Source organism: Psychrosphaera algicola (genome assembly GCF_028401425.1).
Taxonomy (GTDB): domain Bacteria; phylum Pseudomonadota; class Gammaproteobacteria; order Enterobacterales; family Alteromonadaceae; genus Psychrosphaera; species Psychrosphaera algicola.
In genome coordinates, this window is the sequence record NZ_JAQOMS010000002.1 from 60168 (window position 1) to 77236 (window position 17069).

Consider the following 17069-nt stretch of genomic DNA (forward strand, 5'->3'; position numbering starts at 1 on the left):
GTGTCATGGTATGACCCAAGAAACGGTGGTGAATTAAAACAAGGCTCAGTAACTCAATTGTTACAAAACGAGCCATTTAAACACTTTTGGGTTCGACATCAAAAAGATTTAGGCGCTGCACCAAACAATCCAGATAAAGACTGGGTGATTTTGGTTCGTAAAATCCAGCAGTAATGTAAGTCAATAGGGCAATCAGGTTGTGTATGAGGATACTTACAATCCTATTACCACTATTTTGAGAAATAAAACGCAAAACATTTTTTGGGAGATCAAAGAATTGAAGTGGATTGGAATAAACAAAACGATACGTACAAAAGTAATTTTGCCAAAGGTGCTCATGATCGCTCCTTAAAAGAGCTTAATAATTATTCCGATATAGCGTGTGAACATTAAAGTTTGTTGTATTCGCAAACTAAGAGTTAAAACAAAAATTAGAACATTAACCTGAGTATATTTTATGAAACGAAAAAGTTACAAAATCACCTCTTCAATGATATTTATTTTGCTCACTGCCGTAATGACTGGCTGCAATAGCTCACAGACTGCAACGAACAGTCAAACAGCAGTCCAAAAAGAAAAAGAGCAACCCAATATATTGTGGATCATTACAGACGATCAACGACCAGACTCGGTCAGTGCATACAATCGCGTAATGTACGGTACCAACGAGAGCCCGTTAGGGTATGTAGAGTCTCCAAACATTGATAAGTTGGCTGCAGAGGGCACGCTATTTGTTAATGCATTCACGAACTCGCCGGTGTGCGGGCCTTCAAGGGGCTCGATGTTGACAGGTCGTTATCCTTTTAGAAATGGTCATTATGCATTTGAATTGACTCATCAGAATCCTGACTTTGTAAAACCTACGGTGTCACAAACCATTCGTGACAATGGTTATCAAACCTCTGTTTTTGGCAAAGAAGACTCTTATATTTTTAAGTGGGGACCCGGTCAAGGTTTTCATGATGCAGGTTTGTTCGACTATAAAGTGCATTTTAAACATCACTTACAGGCAAATAACAAAGGCGATATCTTCGGCGAAGCGTCGTACGGCGAAGTTGATGGTTCTCCAGTAATGAACGGTTATGCTGAGAACGTTGTTTATGCAGACGGTCGTACTCGTAAGTATTTTCTTAAAAGAAAAGGTGGTGAGCTTACTGAACAAGATTTAGCTGAAAGAGAAGTGACCAACCAAGAATTTGATATTTTACGTGCGTATACGCGCACCAATACATCGCTAATTTTAGCAGGGGAAAATCCACAACCTGCAGATAAAACGGTTGACGCTTATATTGTTAAAGAGTTTGTAAACTACTTAGATAATGCAAATAAAGCATTTAAAACCAGTTGGGGCAGTGACGCTAAAGGCGCGAATTCAAATAAACCGCAATATATGCAATTGGGATTTCATCTGCCACACACACCGGTTTTACCGCCTAAATCCATTCGAGATAGATTTAAAACTAAGTCTTACAACATACCTGACTATTCAGCCGCAGAAACTGATAAGTTGCCAGAGCAACTGCAGGCGATTCAACAAGCCGGTGACATATCGGGCATGACTTATGAAGAGAAGCAAAAAGTAATTCAAGACTATTATGCCTTTTGTGCTCACGGCGACGACCTAATTGGTAAAGCCGTTGAAGCATTTAAAGAATACAGTAAAAACAGTGGCCGAGAGTACGTCATCATCTACACTATAGGAGACCACGGCTGGCATTTGGGTGAGCAAGGCATCGAAGCCAAGTTTGGCCCATGGGCGCAATCAACCGCGAATGCCGCGATCCTTGTATCTTCAGACAAGTCCCTTATCCCAGCGGGTAAAGTGTATAAAGACTTAGTGGAGTTTGTTGATTTCGCTCCAACGGTATTAAGTGCCGCAGGCGTTGATACCAGCACAGAACAGTTCGATTATTTAGACGGCTATAACTTGTTTGATGTATACAGTGGCAAGCTACCAAAACGCGATTATGTATTGGGTGAAATAAGTGTAATTTCGGGACCAAGAGCTTATCTGCACTCTGAACGTTTTCGATTCTCAATGCGAACACGACCATTTAATAATTGGGCAACAGAAGAGCAATTAGGTAAAGAGTTAGATTGGGCGCTAACGACAAAGGCAGAGAAAGCTGAAATGACGCTATACGACTTGGACAACGACCCGTTAGAGCAAAACAACCTTGCTTATCAAAACGATTATGTTCAACTCGCGGGCTGGTTCAGGAATAAACTAGGTAATATCGTGCTGGGTGATGGACGTGTTGAAGCCGATTGGCGCAAAGCCAACGCTTACCACATCAGTAATTTTGCTAAAGGTGCGGATGATAAGGTGCTCAATATACCACAAGAGCTCATTCCTTCAATTGCCGGTAGGAAATAATATTTATTTAATGGGTAATTATTTAGTTGAAAGGGTTGCCGTTAGGGGTTGGTTAGTCGTTGGGTTAATAACGAGATAACTGGCTGAACAGCGGTACCTGACTTATTGTCAACACAGTGACGTTACAAGCCAAATATTTACCCATTGATACATTAAGCTTTTGAACATAGTAAGCGAAAACCTAAGCACAAAGTAGTTATCGGCCACTGGAACACTACTACGTCAGTTTTACACGGAAATTAATGCCGAAGTTGATCAGCGAATGGAAAGGAAGACAAGCTCAGAATTTTAATTCTGAGCTTTTTTATTTGCTTGTTAGTTATCTCATTTACTAAATTATTGTGTTATTGATCTTCTAACTTCCAAGTTCTCACCCAATCAATATATGCCGTATTTACGTCATTGTTTGAGAGTTCAGACTTTTTAGGAAGACCGCCCACCCAACTCGCTTCACTAGTCCAAAGATCAAATATTATTTCTAAATCTCTGGTAAATTCACGATCGTACGTTTTGCCATCTAAATGCTCACCGACTTTGACTTTTCCTGCTGGTTCGCCATTTAAATAAAACTGCAGGTTGTTGGCATCTTGCCACCACACACCATAAATATGGTAATCCTCATTCCAACCCACATTTTTTAGCGGATTGACATCCGACAGACCTGAACGCAAAAAGTTACCATGTTCACGAACGGTTTGAGGGTCTTTGTTTGAATCCGCTTGGAAATACTGAGAGTTCATTTGATTAGGGTATTCAGGTTTACATCCACATGACGGGTTTGAGTTATTTTCTATAATGTCGATTTCATCTCTGTTGTTGCTGTCTCCATTGTTTAACCAATATGTTGTATAGGCTGACAAATGGGAGGTTTTTATTCTCGCCTCGGTATACATAGGGTATTTAGTTTCGGCTTTACTGTGAACTCGAGCAGTTTGGAACCAACGCCCTTCAGGATTGCTTTCATTTAATGTTGCTTTAAGCCATAACTTGCCGTCGGTAACACCTGAGTTTTCGTCTGTTGTGGACATAAAAACCGGGACGCCATAGTTCCACGACGATTTGAACCATTTCGAATTATCCCAAGAATCAAATTCGTCTGACATAGATTCGAGTTTAACCCAAGACTTTCCTGTTGGCGTGGTATCTGAAATAGATACAAAAGACGGTAAGCTAGGGTCCATGTTGTTAAATAGCTCTGCGGTCAGCTGGGTTTCTATTTCGTTTACTGTAATTGATACAGTCGCTGTTACTTCGTCCCCATCAGCATCGGTCAGCGCATAAGTGAATGAGTCGTTACCTGTGAAATTTTCATAGGGAATATATTGAAATACGCCATCAGAAATTTCAGTTACATCACCGTAAACGGGATAATGAGTAATACTGTAATCATCTCCGTCGCTACCGTTAGCACCAATATCGTCGTTATTTGATACGGCAATTTGGTTTGCCGAGCCTGTTTGACTATTTGCATCGACGGTTAACAAATCATTTTGTGCGCTCGGTACAGTATTTACAGACGTGTTTTCATCATTATTTGAGCTACAGCCTAACATCAGAGATGCGCTTAACATAGACATGATAAATGGAGATTTTTTAAGGTTTAGTGTGTTCATATTTTTATTAGCTTCAGTTGATATAGAGGTACTAAAGCTATCAGAATATTTAACAAAAATGCAAGTTGTTAACAATTTATTATAAACAAAGTTGTTGGTGCTTGGAATAAACTTAAATTTGTTATTACAAATGCCTAAGGCGTTCATCGCCTACAAATGTTTCTATTGTTAACAAAAAACAGTTGACTAAGTTGTGTATTTTTATATTGTTATGTTCTTTATATAAATAAAGAAATGCATAAATGTTTGAATCGATTCGCCGAGCTTTATTGTCACTAACATCATTGAGTTTGTTGGCGTGTAATAGCATAGAAACAAATACAAGGGACATATCGTCAGTTCCTTTTGAAAAGGTTTCTAAACCAAATGTGGTGTTAATTTTGATCGATGATCTCAATCACTATGGCATAACAGCCTATGGCGCAAATCGGTTACATTCCTATGATGGTGAATTCAAACATAAAGTATTTTCAACCCCGAGTATTGATAGCTTAGCCCAGAAGGGAGTGTTGGTAGAGAGGGCTTACGCTCATCCAATTTGCGAAAATACGCGGATTTCGTTAATGAGCGGCAAAAGAAATAACCGGAATTATTTAAGACCTAAATCACAACATCATTCTGATTTAACTTTTGGCGATGCTTTTAAAAAAGCAGGTTATAAAACAGGACTTTTTGGTAAGTGGAAACAATCTCGAGGCACTGAAGAGATCGCCGGTCAAAGTTATTTATCTGAGTTTGGCTGGGATACATATACTGCGTTTGATGTTATTGAAGAAGGTCAACGTTTTATAAACCCGAGTCTAGTGGTCAATGGCGAAGTAGTAAATTATAAAGGTAGGCAAGACGTCGATCCAGAAACAGGGAGACGTTGGTATGGTCCGGATATAGTTAATCGCCATGCACTTCGTTTTATTGAAGAAAATAAACATCAGCCGTTTTTTTGTATTACCCAATGTTACTTGTTCACGATGATCATAAACCAACGCCTGATACTCGCCCTAAATCCATTTTTGACAATTTTCCAGAAGTTGCAACCTATAACAATACTCTTGGAGATGATCGTCAATATTTTCCTGACATGATCACTTATATGGACAAGTTAGTGGGGAAGGTCGTAAACAAGTTAGAAGAGCAAGGTTTAATAGAAAATACCTTAATCGTTGTGATGGGAGATAACGGTACTAAGTCAACTTTTGGTCATGTTTTGCCAGACGGAACCATCTATCCATAGTGGCAAAGGACGTACAGCTGAAAATGGTATTAGAGTGCCGTTGATATTGAGTCAACCGAGTGTAATACCTTCTGGTCAAGGTTCCTCAATAAGACGTTATTCAGGCATTGTTAACATAACTGATATTTATCCAACGGTTGCTGAGAGCGCTGGTGTCCATATGCCTAATGCTGATCAAGTAGATGGAGTAAGTTTTTGGCAGCAGGCTGTAGGGAAAAACAGTGTAGAACACCGAGACTATATTTATCGTTGGTATATTGGTAACAATCGATTTCCAACTGATGATTTATTGAGATTCGTTTTTAACAAAGACTATAAATTGTATGCCCCCGACAAAGATTTTCCAAAAGGGCGTTTTTTGATTTAACAAATGATCCATTAGAGTTACATGGCGAATTTTATATCAATCGTAAGTGGGGTATTCGCAGGTATAGCGGACTCAGTTTTGACTCCTTGACGGAAACGCAACATTTAGCTTACCAAGAATTAAAGAACAAATTAGAAAAGCATAAAGAGCAACGTGTCACATCGCTTGCCATTATCGTCGATAAAAGGCAGCTAACCGTAGGTGAACGTTTAACATTTGACGTTGAGGTTTTACCTAATTCAGCGCAACGACAAGGTGTTATATGGCATTCAACGGATCCAACAATTGCGACGGTTGATAAATTTGGCGTAGTTACCGCTTTACAGGTTGGGGAAGTCGAAATACAGGTGTATTCATGGGATGACGCAAAGCCATTGGCTGCTAATGAGGCACCGAGTTTTTTACGAGAAGGTCTATCGGATATGGTTAAAATAGAAATAAAGTGAATACGAGTGACTCCTGAAGGAATTTGAAGTGCTGAAAAGATAATAAATTGGAATGATTTAGAGTTAATCAAACTCTCTATCTCAATCAAATACAGGTAAAAAAATGAATAATAAAATATCTCGACGTGATGCGTTAAAAGTTTTTGCGGCTGGTTTAGCAGCAACAGGCGTAGCGTGTTCAACAAAAACCACAAATATGATCAGCAAACCTGTGTTACAGAACACAATTAAAGACAGTTGGAGTAATACCCACAACAGAGTTTGGTTAGGTGGTGAATATTGGGCCAATCCAATGGAAGATTGGCGAATAAACAATGGTGCTGCAGAGTGCGTTACAACGGGTGGTCAACGTAGCGTGCACTCATTACAACATCAGTTGGTTGATACCACTAAAGCATTCAGAACGTCTGTACGTGTAAAGTTAGCAGAACAAGGCATCAAAGATGGTGGCGCGTCTATCCGATTTGGCATTCGCAGCGAAATAAATGAATATCGTAGTAACTGTTTTGTACAACAAGGTTTAGACGTAGGGATAATTGATAATCAAATAGCGCTAGGAGATAAACGTAAACCGCTATCCAGACCTAATGTTAATGAAGAATTAGAAATTATAATTTCTGGCGCCCCACAAGCACAGTTGGTTGCCCTTGACGTTGAAATTAAATCGGCGACCAGTGGTGAATCCCTTGGTCGTATGGCGTCTTTAGTCGGCACGGAAGAGTTATTAGGAAACCTTGCTGTCGTGAGTAATTTTGAAATACCTTCTTTTGAAAGTGGGCCACAACAGTCCCGTAGTGATGGTGGCCGTTATCAATTTAAAAATTGGCAAATCGAAGGTGAAGCTTTTAGTCATAACGTAGAGCAAAAATTTGGACCTATCCTTTGGACTATGTACACCTTAAACAACAGTCGCAGCGCTGAAGGTTTTGTTATGAACCTGAGTGTGCTCACAGGTCCGCTAGGCAAGAAAGACTCTAAACAAGTAATATTACAAACTTTCCAAAATGGTGATTGGCAGGTCATCAGTAAAGCTGAACTGGATACCGATGCTTGGGTTGCTTCCTTTAGAATCGTTAACTGGGATGAAAAACAAGCAACTCCTTACCGTGTTGTTTATGGCGAAGGACAAGTAGACGGGACAACAAAACTAGACGTTTATGAAGGAATGATTAGGGCAAATCCTTCTGAGCGAAAAATGCGTATGGCTGCGCTGACATGTCAAAATGATTATGCATTTCCTTATGAGCCTGTTGCTAATAATGTAGTAAAAATGGACCCTGATTTAGTGCTGTTCTCTGGTGATCAACTTTATGAAAATCACGGTGGCTTTGGCATGATCCGTGTGCCAGCTAAAATGGCGATTTTAAATTACCTTCGTAAGTATTATCAATTTGGATGGGCCTTCAGAGATGCCATGAGAAATGCCCCGACAATTTGCTTGCCGGACGACCATGATGTGTTGCAAGGTAATTTGTGGGGAGAAGGGGCAGCCCAATGCCATTTTCTGCTCATGAAGAAAACAGAGTAGACAAAACCGGAGGGTATATTGAGCCAATTAGAATGTTGAATGTCGTACATCGCACTCATACAGCCCATCATATGAAACCGGCTGATCCTACTCCATCAAAAAATAATTTGAGTGTGTATTATGGCGAATTAATTTATGGCGACGTTAGCTTTGCAATTGTTGCCGATAGGCAATGGAAAAGTGGTCCAGAACGATTAGACATTTTAGTTGGCACCTCAGGCAATGAAGAAGATCCTAATTTTATAAATCCCAAATGGGATTCTCCAGATTTACATTTGTTGGGAGAACGTCAAGAGCAGTTTTTAAAAGTATGGAGCCGTGATTGGCGAGAACATAAGCTGAAAGCTCTGATATCTCAAACTATTTTCGCAAGTTTAGCGACACATCAAATGACCCCTAAACATTATTTAAAATATGACTTCGACGCTAATGGTTGGCCAGCATCAGGTCGCAATCGAGCTGTAGAAGCAATAAAAGGGTCTAAAGCCTTACATATTTGCGGAGACACGCACTTACCAAGTGTTTCTCAATATGGGTTAGAAAAACATCGTGATAGTAACTGGGCGTTCTGCACTCCTGCGATTGCGGTTGGTTGGCAACGTTGGTGGCGACCTGATGATGTAGGTTTGAAGTATACTCATCGTCCTGAACACGGTATGGCGAATACCGGTGAATATTTAGATAGCTTTGGCAATAAAAATTATATTTATGCCATAGGCAATCCAGAAGTTAGTCGCTCAAAAAATAGATATGTAATGGCACATGAGAAAAGTAGTGGTTTTGGTTTTGTTACTTTCGATAAGGAAGAGAAAACCTACACTATGGAAGCATATAAATTCATGGTGGATATCACAGATGGGAAATCGAGCAATCAATTTGATGGTTGGCCTTTAACAATCAAGCAATCGGAAAATCAGAGTGTTTGATTTTACAGATGATAAAAAGATAACAAAGATTAAGAAACCGCTGAAGTATCTGATTTTGAGTTTATTTTTTTGCAATACAATTAATGCTCAAGCCTCAGAACTGCCCCGGTGTTGATGAAACAGGGGGCTTATACGATCTACGATAAACAAGCGCTTGATTTACTTGATCTTGGTGCAAAATTAGAAGTGTTAGCATCAGGTTTTGAATGGACAGAAGGGCCAGTATGGGATGATAAAAATAAGCGTTTATTATTTGTCGATATTCCCAATAATAAAATCCATTCGTATAGTGAATTACAAGGTGTTACTGACTTTTTATACCCAAGTGGCCGAGCAAATGGTTTGTTAATTGATGCAGAGGGCACATTAGTGATGATGTCCACAGCGACTAGAACGGTTGCGAAGTTGAAAATGACTGAGCGTGTGAAAGCACCAAGCGTCCAGCATATTGTCAGCCACTATAAGGGAAAGCGACTCAATAGCCCGAACGATGTCGCTTTGCATCACTCTGGGGTCTTGTTTTTCACAGATCCACCTTATGGATTACCAAAACGTATGGACGATCCTAATAAGGAGCTCGACTTTCAAGGGGTATATCGTTTGTCAGTGGACAATAAATTATCTCTAATAGATGACGAACTTACATTTCCAAACGGTATTGCAATATCACCAAGTCAGGACAAGCTTTATGTTGCGGTATCTGACGACGCTGAGCCTGCTTGGTATCAATACCTGTTAGATGCACAAGGTAATGTCATTGATAAATCTTTGTTATTTAAACCCAAATTTTTAGGCATTGAGCATGGCACAACGGATGGTCTTAAAGTACATAGTACTGGAACTGTTTTCGCGACAGGTCCTGGAGGGGTTTGGATATTTTCTTCTGACAAGCGATTGCTAGCACAAATAGCCATGCCTTAGCTTTACTGCAAACTTGGCATTTAATGGCGATGAATCTCTTATATATTTAACAGCCCATAAAGAATTAAGACGGTTGAAATTGAGACACGCTGATTAGTTTCTAGTTGCTGGATAGATTACTAAATATAATTTTTAAGAAAAGGAGGCCTGAACATTAAGTTCAGGCCTAATATTTACCACTATGTTGAAGGTATTATTTGGCTAAACGTTGCTGGTACATCTTGCCTGTTACTTCTTTAACCGCCTTTATTAATTCAGGGTAAGGCGTGTCAGTAACGTTTACAAAACCTATATTGGCATTTTCTCCATCAAGTGCTCGACCGGTAATAGGTTCATCGACATACTGGAACCAATGCGCGCCAACCATATAAGGTTTTGATAAAACACTTTGCATATACGCTGTGTATTTTCGAGCTCGATCTTTTTGATCGCTGGCATGAACAATACCAGGATTGAACATCCCGGAATCTGACGCTGTGCCAATATGAAATTCACCAATCGTTACCGGTAAATCGACTTCTTCTAAAAATTGCCAGTAGTCATCCTGCATACTGTCTTCGTAAATGTTAAAACTCAAAACATCAGAATACGCCGTTGATGCCTTAATAATTTCATCAGGCATTCCCCAATTCGCCATTCGTGCTCCCATATATAAATGGTTTGGTAGAACGTCTTCTAACGTGTTGTGGACAACGATAAAGTACTGTTCACCTAATAACTCTAACATTTTAGATAGATCTGCTACGTAGGCCGCAGTATGTTGCTCAACAACTGCGTTTTTAGCAAATGACTTCCAACTTGCAAATGTTGAATTCCAGCTAGAGTTTAATGCCGAGATAGATTGATATTTTTGTTTTAAGTGTTTAGTGAACGCTTGTTTTGCTGGGCTTTCCAAACTGTTTTTGGATAGCGCATCCAATATTATACCGTAACGTGCTTCAATACTGCCTTCACGTTCGCCCCAGCTTTTTCATTGTCGATAAAAATACCAGCACACCAAGGAGAATTGTTAATGTTTTTCGCAATTTCTTCAATTGTCGCGCGGGCACGTTCAGCAAATACCGGATCAAAAACATCTGGCATTAACCCCCAATGATTTACTTTACCTGACAATGTTTTGAAATCACCAATGATCCAGCCATTGGCAAAGTAAGGTACTTGTTTTTTCTTATAAAAGTTTGGGTCAACCCAGTTACCAAAAGAGGTGAATCCCCAGTTTTTCATGCGCTGCAAGGTAACGTCATACCAAGAATCCATGAAGTTTTCACCGTATTTACGTTCTAGGTTAGCCCGATAAAAGTTAAATGTTTCGCCGTGGTCCATAGCGCCTTTTAAAGCCCACCGACGGTAGCTGTAGTGTTTGGCGAGCGTTTCATTATATTCGGGTAACCATGCAAATAGGTTGCGTCTAATATCCGATGATAAGTAGCGTGTTTGGCGAGTTTCGTCTGAAACGTGTACAACGCCCATTGAGTCTTCAGGGGTCAATTCATCAGGGGAACGATATCTTACCTTGTCATCCTTAAAGTCAATTCCAGTCAATGTAGACAAGTTCGCCATGCGAACATTGGCCGGGCCATGGGAAAAGTAAAGATAGCCGTCGGGGTCAACCATCCACCACTTTCCTTGATATTTCTGGGTACGAAAATAACCAGTGGCCTCTAGTTTTGGGCCAGCTTTGTAGCCACCAAATCGTGAACGAGTTGGATCAGGTTTGGCGTCTTTAAGCGCCGTCAACTCGGCTTGCGTGTTTGCCGCTAATTGCGCATCGTTATCGATATGTAAAGCCGTTTTATTGTTATTGTTTTGACCATATTGATCTAACACATTGGTCATCCAGTTTGGATCACGTGGTGGGTTTTTTCGGATCCTAATATTATTGATTTCAATTGTATTATCTTCAGCAAGACCAATTGTTTGAAAGGTCAACGCTTTAATTGTTGATACGTCAACGTTATCGTGGCGCCACGAACGCCATATCATTAATTGGTCTTTGGTTTGCCACGGGGTTGGTCCCCCAAAAACCCGCTTCGGTTTCGGCTTCTTTTCCTGATAATGGGAAGTAAACCGTTCCTTGATATCCCTCTGGAATGGCGATGGACCGGCTCTGAGCCTCGCCATCTTGATTTTCTAGCAACAAATAAAAGTGACTTGAGTGAGCGCTTAAATTTTTAACGTCAAATGCAAGATTGTGCTCAGGAAAATTGGAGAGTAACCATGGAGAGGCGGGTTCAATTCGAACTGTTGATATGTTTTCTGATGCTTTGAAATTAATGATTAGTGATTCATTATCGATCCAATCATACTTTGCTGTTTCAGCTGTTATCCAACTGGATTTTTGTCGCTGTATCTTCGGTAACAAGTCCAATAATAGGGTTTCTGTTTCAAAGTGGTCTACTAGTGCTGATTGAGACTGCTTTGCTAACTGAGGTTCGCCGTTTTGGTAGCAACCTACTAGCACCAACGAGGACAACAGAGCCGCAGTAAATAATGGTTTAAATTGAATGTTGTTGTTATTCATTTATTTCCCTTGTGATTGAATTTTAAACACGTCCCATTGTTTGTGTTAAATAGTTAATTGTCAACAATCAAAGGTGAAAAACAAGGCTAATGAGGATAGCACTGTATGAATCATAGTGGTTTGCGGTTATGTAAGCTTTAGCGTTTTGTATTAACTAACTAATTCGTTTTAAGTAGTCAGCATGGTTAGGCAATCGTACAACTTTCTTTTGAATATCTTGTTCAATGTCGTCAAGAAAACGCTTTAATTCACTCTCTGAGAGTTCGTCGGCAATTGGGTGATGGTTATCTGGGATCAAACCTTGCCCAATCATTACCTGCAACCATGAGTCGTTAAAAATTTCGTTTTTACGTTGCACAAATCGACCCGTTTGTTTAAACATATCCATTCTTTGTTGCAGACTTGGCGGGACTTTCATTTCTTGGCAGAACTGCCAAAATGGTGAGTCATTGCGGTCCGTTTGTTTGTAATGCAGAACAATAAAGTCTTTAATTTCGTTGTAGTCCGTCTCCATATAATAGTTGTATTCATCGACTTCCAGCTGATTTATGCCGTATGTTGGGAAATACTTAATAAGTTGTAAGATCCCTGCTGAATGAGATGAATTGCCGTAGACTCTAGCGGTTCAATAAAGCCACCGGCCAAGCCAATTGCGATACAGTTTTTATTCCATAGTATTTTTCTGTGGCCCGTTTTAAATTTTAGCATGCGCGGTTCAGTTAACATTTTACCTTCAACAGATGTTACTAATGTATCGCGGGCTTCGTCATCACTCATGTAATCGCTACCGTATACAATGCCGTTACCCATCCGATGTTGTAAAGGAATACGCCATTGCCAGCCAGCCTTGTGAGCAATAGAACGCGTATAAGGGAGCGGTGGTGTTGCGAGTTCGGTTTGCACTGCAATTGCTCTATTCATTGGTAACCAATGGGACCAGTCGACAAATGGTGTTTTTAATGTTTCATCAATCAACAGCCCTTTAAACCCGGAGCAATCAATAAAGAAGTCTGCCTCTACGGTAGGACCGTCTTGTAGCTCAAGCGCAGTGATATAACCATTATCAGGGTTAGTTTGTACGTGATTGACTAAACCTTCTTGCCTTTTCACGCCTTGTGATATGGCTTTGTCTCGCAGCAAATTCGCATATAAACTGGCATCAAGATGATAGGCAAAGTTTGGACCGCCTTGGAGATGGGCAAATTTACCTTGTAAAGCAGCTTGGGTTTCTAAGTTGTAACAACCAAAAGGCTTGCTGATCCCAAGCTCGATACCCCGTTGCCAGTATTCATGAAACCCTGCTGCCCACATACCTAGCCCTGTAGAGCCAAAACCATGAAAGTAGCTTTCTCCTGGTTTACGCCAGTTTTCAAATTGAATACCGAGTTTAAAACTGCCTGACGTCTTTTTATAAACTCGCTAGAATTTACCCCTAACATATCATTAAAAAAGTGAAGACTCGGGATTGTCGCCTCGCCAACGCCAATGGTTCCAATTTGTTCAGATTCCACTACCGTGATGTCAACTTTAGAAAGCGCTTTAGATAAGAGGGCCGCGGTCATCCACCCTGCAGTACCACCACCCAAAATAACGACTTTACTTACTTTATGTTGCATATCTATTGGCTCCCCAACGCCTTGGTCATTTTTGCCATGACTCTACTTTAATATAGTGTACTTTACATACTATATACAACTAGTCAATTGTAAATTGTCAACAATGAAAAAGTGAGATACAGTAAATACCGAACAAAATAATAACCAGTAAATTAAGTAGAGTGTCATTATGAAAATGTTAAAAATAATTTGCATGATATTAATTTTGGCTGCTTTCCAAAGTGCAGCCGCTTTAGATCCAAACATTAATTATCTAAACAAAGGCAGTGCGGTATCGCCATGGGAGTTGGGGTTAAATTATGGTAAGACCAAATACATAGGAGAAAGTGTCGCTACAGTTCGCAGTAGCTTGCAGGCGTCTCCTGCAAAAAAATCTGTTGATGGCGATGCTGTTCGATTTAAGTGGAAACCGAAAGGGATTAAAAACGAATGGGGCAGTGTCGACTCGAATATTCTGACGTTGAATGTGACCAATAAGATGAAACACACAGACCTAACGAGTGTCATTGACCGAGCGGCGCTAACCTTCGATGTAAAGGTAAATAAAGTCCCAAAAGAAAACGTTGAGTTGATGATGGAGTGCGGTTGGAATTGGAAATGCCGGACGAAGTTCCCACTTAAAAATGCGTTTAAACGTGCGCCTAAAGGAAAGTGGGTTTCTATCCCTATCCCGCTTAAATGTTTGGCAAATGAAGGGTTTGATTTTAGCAAAGTGACAACCATATTTAGCCTTCAGACTGTCGGTAAATTAGACATAGAAATCAGCAACATTCAATTGACTGGACTTGCTTCTGGTGAAATCAATTGCGGTTAGTTTTAATGTAATGCGAACCAATGCGCTTTTTACTTATTGAGAAAGCGCATTGGGGAGCCCTAAAAAGTAAAAATGGCCACGATTTATTGTCAGTAACAGCAATAGCCTTAGATCTGGTTGTACAATAAATGTCACCTTTTAGTTACCCCGACTTAAAATTATCAGTGGATAGCTGTTGATTTAGGTGGCAAATAGACCGAATAAAAATGTCTACCTTATATTCTTCAAGGCTGAAATCTAATTTCACCTTATCATGTTTTTTAACTTATCCAACTTTTAGTAAGGGGAAGGTTGGCGTCTAATCGTTTTGGTAATGATCTGTATTTGTTACTAATTTTCACTTACACACGATGAAATTTCGTTATCGCCATAACAAAGGTTATTTCCCCGCGAATTATAGCCGAAAACCAATGCTCGATTTATTTAACTAGGTTAAAACTATTTTAACTTTCAACTTTACATACCTAAAATTAATGTGTAGATTGTTAACAATAAACTGTAATTAGTCTTCTACTTTGAGAGTGAGTTATGCCAATTCGCAAAATTAAATCGATAAAAAATGCGATTTATAACATTCCGTTGAAAGAAGTTTTGTCTGACGCCAAACATGGTGATCATACTCACTTTGAAATTATCGTTAGTACCATCTTTACGGATGATGGGTATGAAGGTACGGGTTATACCTATACCGGTGGAAAGGGCGGCAGGGCCATATTTTCGTTGCTAGAAGACGAAATTAAACCAACGCTAATTGGTGCTGATGCCAATGACATTCAAGCCGTCTGGAATAGCATGTATTGGAATTTACATTACGTAGGGCGTGGTGGAATTTTAAGTTTTGCAATGTCAGCGATAGATATCGCTCTTTGGGATATCAAATGTAAAACCTTAGGCAAGCCACTATATCAGGTCGCCGGTGGCGCTAGTGACAGAACCAAATGCTACGCTGGCGGAATAGATCTTAATTTTAGTCAAGAAAAGCTGTTAACGAATATTCAAGGTTATTTGGATAGAGGATTCCATGCAGTAAAAATTAAGGTCGGTAAAGAAAACTATTTAGAAGATGTTGCCAGAGCCGAAGCCGTGCGCAAACTGATCGGCTCTGACATTAAGTTCATGGTGGATGCAAATTATTCAATGTCTGAAAAGCAGGCAATCCAATTTGCAAAAGCCATTGAACCTCTTGATATCACCTATGGTTTGAAGAACCAACCTTGCCAGATGAGTACGAGATGTATGGACGTATCGCCGATGCGACGACAATACCTTTGGCAATGGGTGAGAATCTCCATACTTGGCATGAGTTCACGTATGCATTTGCCCAATCTAAACTGGGTTTTGTTCAACCTGATGCATCAAATATCGGTGGCATTACGGGCTGGTTAGAAATCGCAGAACTCGCGAAACAACACAATATTCCAGTATGCAGTCATGGAATGCACGAATTACACGTGTCATTGCTGTCTTCTCAGTCACACGCTGGTTATTTAGAAGTGCACTCATTTCCAATTGATGAGTACACCACACGTCCAATTCAAATCGAAAATGGCTTGGCGCTCGCGCCTGAGCTGGTTGGCACAGGTGTCGAGTTTGACCCTGTTTTAGTTACTCCACATTTAGTCAAGACTTCTTAAATTTATAGGTAAAAACATGTTAGCAGCTCAATATATTGGTAATAAAAATTTCAACATCGTTGAAGGGCAGGCGTTAAAGCCAGGTGCAGGTGAAGTGCGTCTAAATGTTGGTTATGTTGGTATCTGTGGAACAGATATGCACATTTATCATGGAGTGATGGATCAACGTGTTAACCCTCCTGCGACTATCGGACACGAAATCTCAGGCGTTGTTGCTGAATTAGGTGACGGCGTAACCGGTTTTTCTATTGGTGATAAAGTTGTAGTACGCCCATTAGATTGGTGTGGTGAATGCCCAACTTGTAACGCCGGTTATACTCACATTTGTCAAAATCTTAAGTTTATGGGAATTGACTCACCGGGTGCGTTCCAAAACTCATGGACAGTTAAATCGCGTACATTGCATAAATTACCTGCAAATGTTGATTTGCAACAAGGCGCACTTATCGAGCCTTTATCAGTAGCATGTCATGACATTCGTCGTTCACGCTTACAAGCTGGTGAAAAAGTGGTTGTTTTAGGCGGTGGGCCAATTGGTCAATTGGTTGCAGCTGTTGCCAAAAGTGTTGGTGCAGAAGTATTGGTTTCTGAGCCAAATGAAAGCAGACGAGCATTTGCCACAGAAAAACTAGGAGTGAGTGTCGTTAACCCAATTGACACGGACTTAGCGAAATTTGTTGACGAGTGGACAGAAACAAAAGGTGCAGATGTCGTATTTGAAGTCTCTGGAGTAAAACCTGCCATAGATGCAATGACACAAATTGCTGGCCGACGCGGTCGTATTGTTATGGTGGCTATTCACGCCCAAGCACCTGAGATTGATTTGTTCCAATTTTTCTGGAAAGAGTTAGAGTTATTAGGTGCACGTGTTTACGAAGCGGCTGATTTTGACTGGGCTGTTGAGCTAATTTCTTCTGGTAAAATTGATGTTAGACCATTTATCAGTTCAGTAAATGAGTTAAAAGACATCGGTAAAGCATTCGCTGGGATGGATAACAATCCGACTGGTATGAAAGCATTGGTTTCATGTGGTGCGGAATAAACCGATAAACCATTAATATCCTAAACGCTTATA

At 40.2% G+C, this 17069-nt stretch carries 13 protein-coding genes and 3 pseudogenes; 12 read left to right on the forward strand and 4 right to left on the reverse strand.

From position 1 onward, the window contains the following. Together PN838_RS00310 and PN838_RS00315 are read left to right on the forward strand one after the other, a co-directional pair. Nucleotides 1–174 carry a hypothetical protein gene (locus PN838_RS00310; RefSeq protein WP_272179398.1) on the forward strand — a complete coding sequence of 58 codons (174 nt, stop codon included), beginning with the start codon at nucleotides 1–3 and terminating at the stop codon, nucleotides 172–174. A gap of 283 nt (nucleotides 175–457) precedes the next feature. Continuing rightward, nucleotides 458–2377 (forward strand): sulfatase-like hydrolase/transferase, encoded by a 1920-nt coding sequence (locus tag PN838_RS00315; RefSeq protein WP_272179399.1) that lies wholly within the window; start codon nucleotides 458–460, stop codon nucleotides 2375–2377. Nucleotides 2378–2721: 344 nt separating this feature from the next. Here the strand turns inward: PN838_RS00315 and PN838_RS00320 are convergent, their stop codons facing one another. Further along, nucleotides 2722–3990, reverse strand: coding sequence for an Ig-like domain-containing protein (locus PN838_RS00320; RefSeq protein ID WP_272179400.1), 1269 nt, complete (start codon nucleotides 3988–3990; stop codon nucleotides 2722–2724). A gap of 380 nt (nucleotides 3991–4370) precedes the next feature. Here PN838_RS00320 and PN838_RS00325 point away from each other — a divergent pair, with 380 nt between their 5' ends. The 7 genes from PN838_RS00325 (at nucleotide 4371) to PN838_RS00350 (ending at nucleotide 9409) form a co-directional block, all read left to right on the forward strand. Continuing rightward, nucleotides 4371–5072, forward strand: a complete 702-nt coding sequence (locus PN838_RS00325) for a sulfatase-like hydrolase/transferase (RefSeq protein WP_334313237.1) — start codon at nucleotides 4371–4373, stop codon at nucleotides 5070–5072. Then, the gene (locus PN838_RS00330) at nucleotides 4997–5221 is read left to right on the forward strand and encodes a sulfatase-like hydrolase/transferase (RefSeq protein WP_334313460.1); all 225 of its coding nucleotides are present in this window, start codon (nucleotides 4997–4999) and stop codon (nucleotides 5219–5221) included. Before PN838_RS00325 ends, PN838_RS00330 begins: the two co-directional genes overlap by 76 nt. Then, nucleotides 5190–5588, forward strand: coding sequence for an alkaline phosphatase family protein (locus PN838_RS00335; RefSeq protein WP_272179402.1), 399 nt, complete (start codon nucleotides 5190–5192; stop codon nucleotides 5586–5588). Before PN838_RS00330 ends, PN838_RS00335 begins: the two co-directional genes overlap by 32 nt. An 86-nt stretch (nucleotides 5589–5674) precedes the next feature. Beyond that, complete coding sequence (locus tag PN838_RS00340; protein WP_272179403.1) at nucleotides 5675–6034, forward strand: Ig-like domain-containing protein; 360 nt, start codon at nucleotides 5675–5677, stop codon at nucleotides 6032–6034. A 103-nt stretch (nucleotides 6035–6137) separates the two neighbouring features. Further along, nucleotides 6138–7562: an alkaline phosphatase D family protein gene (locus PN838_RS25825; protein ID WP_334313238.1), complete on the forward strand. Its 1425-nt coding sequence runs from the start codon at nucleotides 6138–6140 to the stop codon at nucleotides 7560–7562. Continuing rightward, nucleotides 7529–8488, forward strand: coding sequence for an alkaline phosphatase D family protein (locus PN838_RS25830; RefSeq protein WP_334313239.1), 960 nt, complete (start codon nucleotides 7529–7531; stop codon nucleotides 8486–8488). The genes PN838_RS25825 and PN838_RS25830 overlap by 34 nt, the downstream gene beginning before the upstream one ends. 114 nt (nucleotides 8489–8602) lie before the next feature. After that, a complete protein-coding gene (locus tag PN838_RS00350; protein WP_272182474.1) occupies nucleotides 8603–9409 on the forward strand; it encodes an SMP-30/gluconolactonase/LRE family protein in 807 nt (268 codons plus the stop codon). A 193-nt stretch (nucleotides 9410–9602) separates the two neighbouring features. On the opposite strand, the gene PN838_RS00355 is transcribed toward PN838_RS00350, so the two are convergent. The 3 genes and pseudogenes from PN838_RS00355 to PN838_RS00370 all read right to left on the reverse strand — a co-directional run bounded on the left by PN838_RS00355 (nucleotide 9603) and on the right by PN838_RS00370 (nucleotide 13546). After that, nucleotides 9603–10328 (reverse strand): hypothetical protein, encoded by a 726-nt coding sequence (locus tag PN838_RS00355; RefSeq protein WP_272179404.1) that lies wholly within the window; start codon nucleotides 10326–10328, stop codon nucleotides 9603–9605. A gap of 2 nt (nucleotides 10329–10330) precedes the next feature. Then, nucleotides 10331–11930 (reverse strand): annotated as a pseudogene (locus tag PN838_RS00360) (hypothetical protein). A 154-nt stretch (nucleotides 11931–12084) separates the two neighbouring features. Continuing rightward, nucleotides 12085–13546: pseudogene (locus PN838_RS00370) on the reverse strand (tryptophan halogenase family protein). Nucleotides 13547–13715: 169 nt separating this feature from the next. On the opposite strand from PN838_RS00370, the gene PN838_RS00375 reads away from it, so the two are divergent. From PN838_RS00375 to PN838_RS00390, 3 genes and pseudogenes are all read left to right on the forward strand, one after another. After that, a complete protein-coding gene (locus tag PN838_RS00375) occupies nucleotides 13716–14360 on the forward strand; it encodes a putative glycoside hydrolase (protein WP_272179407.1) in 645 nt (214 codons plus the stop codon). A gap of 528 nt (nucleotides 14361–14888) precedes the next feature. Continuing rightward, nucleotides 14889–15994, forward strand: a pseudogene (locus PN838_RS25835) (mandelate racemase/muconate lactonizing enzyme family protein). 16 nt (nucleotides 15995–16010) lie between these two features. Further along, nucleotides 16011–17036: a zinc-dependent alcohol dehydrogenase gene (locus PN838_RS00390; RefSeq protein WP_272179409.1), complete on the forward strand. Its 1026-nt coding sequence runs from the start codon at nucleotides 16011–16013 to the stop codon at nucleotides 17034–17036. Nucleotides 17037–17069: the final 33 nt, after the last annotated feature.

Bases quoted from the DNA above. Each gene is read 5' to 3' on its own strand.
- PN838_RS00315 (WP_272179399.1), top strand. From the start codon at position 458: ATGAAACGAAAAAGTTACAAAATCACCTCTTCAATGATATTTATTTTG.
- PN838_RS00320 (WP_272179400.1), bottom strand. From the start codon at position 3,990: ATGAACACACTAAACCTTAAAAAATCTCCATTTATCATGTCTATGTTA.
- PN838_RS00335 (WP_272179402.1), top strand. From the start codon at position 5,190: ATGTTTTGCCAGACGGAACCATCTATCCATAGTGGCAAAGGACGTACA.
- PN838_RS25825 (WP_334313238.1), top strand. From the start codon at position 6,138: ATGAATAATAAAATATCTCGACGTGATGCGTTAAAAGTTTTTGCGGCT.
- PN838_RS25830 (WP_334313239.1), top strand. From the start codon at position 7,529: ATGCCATTTTCTGCTCATGAAGAAAACAGAGTAGACAAAACCGGAGGG.
- PN838_RS00350 (WP_272182474.1), top strand. From the start codon at position 8,603: ATGAAACAGGGGGCTTATACGATCTACGATAAACAAGCGCTTGATTTA.
- PN838_RS00375 (WP_272179407.1), top strand. From the start codon at position 13,716: ATGAAAATGTTAAAAATAATTTGCATGATATTAATTTTGGCTGCTTTC.
- PN838_RS00390 (WP_272179409.1), top strand. From the start codon at position 16,011: ATGTTAGCAGCTCAATATATTGGTAATAAAAATTTCAACATCGTTGAA.